Genomic DNA, 3,545 nt, shown 5'->3' on the forward strand with positions numbered 1-3,545 from the left:
GCCGCAACCGCGCGGCCCTGGCCCAGGTCAGCGGCGCCACCGCACCGGTGGTCCTGGTCGGCAGCCACGGCTCCGAGTGGGAGGGCGGTTTCGACACCCCCCTCGACGACGACGAGCTCGCGCGGCTCGCCCGAGTGGGTTCCGCGCTCGAGGAGATCGTCTCGCACACCCCCGGCGCACACGTCGAGCCCAAGCCCACGGCCGCAGTCCTCCACGTCCGCCCCGTCGAGGACCCGGACCGGCGCCGCGCGGCGATGGCCGAGGCCATGGCCGGGCCCGCAGCCTTCGACGGGGTCTTCGTCACCGAGGGCAAGAACGTCGTGGAGATCGCGGTCCGCGAGGCGAGCAAGGGCGCCGCGATCGAGCGGCTCGTGGAGCAGACCGGGGCCGAGATCGCGATCTTCATCGGCGACGACGTGACGGACGAACGCGGCTTCGCACGCCTGCGCGAGGGGGACATCGGGGTCAAGGTCGGCGACGGAAAGACCGCCGCCGGTTACCGCGTCGCCGACATCCCCGCGGTGGTGGGGCTGCTCGCGCGCCTCGCCGAACTCCGGGGTTAGACCGGGGCCCTGATCGACCCCGGGGCCGGGGGCGGCATAGAATTAACGACAACGGTTCCCATTGCTACGAGAGCGGTCTTCGCCATGTCGTCACCCAGTCTGTCCCGCACGCCCCTATCGGCCCGGGCCGCGGCGCTCGCCGCCGCCGCGCTCCTCGGCGGGGCCGTCCTGACCGCCTGCGGGTCGGAGGACGGTTCCGGCGACGACGCCACCGCCACCGGACCGACCGTCGTCGCCTCCACGAGCGTGTACGCCGACATCGCCGAACAGGTCGCCGGCGGCAACGCGACCGTGGAGTCGGTGATCTCCGATCCGACCGCCGACCCGCACTCGTACGAGGCGAGCCCGGCCGATGCGGCCGCGGTCACCGGCGCGGACCTCGTGGTCTACAACGGTGCCGGGTACGACTCCTTCGTGGACCGGGCGCTGGAGAACGCCGGGGATGTGCCCGTGGTCCGGGCGGTCGACGAATTCGAGCGGGTGACCGGTGGGACGATCGCCGGCCACTCGCACGACGGTCACGACCACGGCGACGAACACGGTGCCGAGGACGGCCACGATGACGAGCACGGGCACGACGACCACGCGCACGACGACCACGGCACGACCGGCTCCCACGAGGGCCACGAGCACGACTCCGACACCAACGAGCACGTGTGGTTCAGCCTGCCCACCGCTGCCGCCGTCGCCGAGCGCGTGGCCGAGGAGCTGGCGGCGATCGACGAGGCCAATGCCGAGGAGTACCGCGAGAACGCCGACCGGTTCGCCGACTCCCTCGCGCCGCTCGAGGCCCAACTCGACGAGATCCACGACCGCGGGCACTTCCCCTACGCCCAGACCGAGCGGATCGGCGCCCACCTGTTCGACGCCGCCCACATGGTCGACCTGACCCCGCGCGGGTTCCTCGCCTCGATCGAGGACGACACCGACCCCTCCGCCGCCGACCTGTCCGCGATGCTCGACCTGATGTCCGAGCGGGAGGTCGCGTTCCTCGCGTTCAACACCCAGACCGAGACCTCCGTGACCGCCCGGGTGCGGGACGCGGCCGAATCGGCGGATGTCGCCGTCCTGGACCTCACCGAGACCCTCCCCGAGGGCCTGGACTACACCGAGTGGATGACGCAGATCGTCGACTCACTGTCCTCGGCGCTCGACGGCGCGACCCCGGTCGACGACGGCGGGCACTGACGACGGTGGACACGGACCAGGTGTCAGCCCACACCCGGGGCGGACCCGGCCCCGGGTCGGTCGTCTCCCTGGACTCGGTGACGGTCTCGCGAGGGGGGCGCACCCTCATCCGCGAACTCGACCTCGAGGTGGGGGCAGGGGAGTTCGTCGCCGTCCTCGGCCCCAACGGAGCCGGCAAGACGACGCTGCTCAAGGTGCTCCTCGGGGAACTCGCGCCCGATTCCGGCACGGTCCTCGTCGACGGACGCGCCGCGGGCGACCGCGGGACCCACCTCGGCTACGTGCCCCAACAGAAGGCGTTCGACCCCGGGATCACCCTGCGCGGACGCGACCTGGTGGGACTCGGGATCGACGGCACCCGCTGGGGCCCGGGATGGCCGACGGGCCGCGGCGAGAAGCGCCGGGTGGTCGTCGACGCGCTGGACCGCCTGGGGGCGGGTCGCCTGGCGGACAAGCCCCTCGGACGCATGTCCGGAGGCGAGCAGCAACGTGTCAGGGTGGCTCAGGCCATCGCCTGCGATCCGTGCGTGATGCTCTGCGACGAGCCGCTCCTGAGCCTGGACCTCGCCGGCCAGCGCACCGTCGCCTCGGTCCTCGACCACCGGCGCCGCGAGCACGGCACCGCCGTCATCTTCGTCACCCACGAGATCAACCCGGTCCTGCCGATGGTGGATCGGATCGTCTACCTGGTGGACGGCCGTCACCGGATCGGCACCCCCGATGAGGTGTTCACCAGCGAGGTCATGACCGACCTCTACTCCTCACCCGTCGAGGTGTTGCGGGTTCGCGGGCAGATCATCGTGGTGGGCGACACCCAGCACCTGTGCGCCGAACCCTGGCCGGCCGGTCATCCCCACCACGACGACGCCCACCCCGCGCACGGAGCCTGAGCATGGACCGCCTACTCGAGATCGCCAGGTCGATCGCCGACACCGAGGTCACCGCACACCTGTTGCGTCAGGACTTCGTGATCTACGGTCTGGTGGCGATCGCGCTACTCGGTCTGTTGGCCGGGGCGATCGGGCCGTTCATCGTGATGCGGCAGATGTCGTTCTCCGTGCACGGGGCCAGCGAACTCGCCCTGACCGGGGCCGCCGCCGCCCTGTTGTTCGGCCTGAATCTCGGCCTGGGCGCGATCCTCGGATCGGTGGTGGCCGCGCTGATCTTCGGCCTGATGGGGACGCGCGCCTCCCAACGCGACAGCTCGATCGGTGTGGTGATGGCGTTCGGGCTCGGTATGGCGGTGCTGTTCATCCACCTCTACCCGGGCCGGTCCGGAACCAGTTTCTCGCTGCTCACCGGGCAGATCGTGGGCGTGTCCGAACACGGTGTGATCCAGATGGCGGTGGTCGCGGCGATCATCTGCGTCACGCTGGTCGCTCTCTACCGGCCGCTGGTCTTCTCCTCCGCGGACCCCGAGGTCGCCGAGGCCCGGGGCGTTCCCGTGCGCGCGCTCAACCTCGTCTTCGCGGTCCTGGTCGGGCTCGCGGCCGCCCAGGCGGTTCAGGTGGTGGGAGCGCTGCTCGTGCTCTCCCTGCTCATCACCCCGGCCGCGGCCGCCGCCGCGGTGACGTCGAGCCCCGGGCGGGCGATCGCCCTGACCATCGTGTTCGCCCAGATCGCGGCGATCGGCGGAATGCTGCTCTCGCTCGCCCCCGGCGTCCCGGTCTCGGTGTTCGTCACCACGATCTCCTTCGTCATCTACCTGGCGTGCCGGGCGGTCGCCGCGATCCGGCGCTGAGCGTCGTCCGGCCCGTGTGACTACCGTCGGACGGGTGCCCGTCGATCCCGACC

Annotated in this window: 4 protein-coding genes; all 4 read left to right on the plus strand. The window is 71.6% G+C overall.

From position 1 onward, the window contains the following. A partial coding sequence (gene otsB, locus IY392_RS14390) for a trehalose-phosphatase (RefSeq protein ID WP_194861581.1) occupies nt 1-563 on the plus strand: 563 nt, incomplete at its 5' end. A gap of 84 nt (nt 564-647) precedes the next feature. Next, complete coding sequence (locus tag IY392_RS14395; protein ID WP_107755702.1) at nt 648-1,751, plus strand: metal ABC transporter solute-binding protein, Zn/Mn family; 1,104 nt, start codon at nt 648-650, stop codon at nt 1,749-1,751. 20 nt (nt 1,752-1,771) lie between these two features. Further along, the gene (locus tag IY392_RS14400) at nt 1,772-2,641 is read left to right on the plus strand and encodes a metal ABC transporter ATP-binding protein (protein WP_375292919.1); all 870 of its coding nucleotides are present in this window, start codon (nt 1,772-1,774) and stop codon (nt 2,639-2,641) included. Between the two features lie 2 nt (nt 2,642-2,643). Next, entirely contained in the window at nt 2,644-3,492 is an 849-nt protein-coding gene (locus tag IY392_RS14405) for a metal ABC transporter permease (protein WP_194861582.1), read from the plus strand. Nucleotides 3,493-3,545 lie beyond the last annotated feature (53 nt).

Origin of the sequence: Dietzia sp. SYD-A1 (genome assembly GCF_015356725.1) — a bacterium.
Classification (GTDB): domain Bacteria; phylum Actinomycetota; class Actinomycetes; order Mycobacteriales; family Mycobacteriaceae; genus Dietzia.

What these genes read in the sequence shown, in the direction of transcription:
- IY392_RS14405 (WP_194861582.1), top strand. Translation starts at nt 2,644, where the DNA reads ATGGACCGCCTACTCGAGATCGCCAGGTCGATCGCCGACACCGAGGTC.
- IY392_RS14395 (WP_107755702.1), top strand. Translation starts at nt 648, where the DNA reads ATGTCGTCACCCAGTCTGTCCCGCACGCCCCTATCGGCCCGGGCCGCG.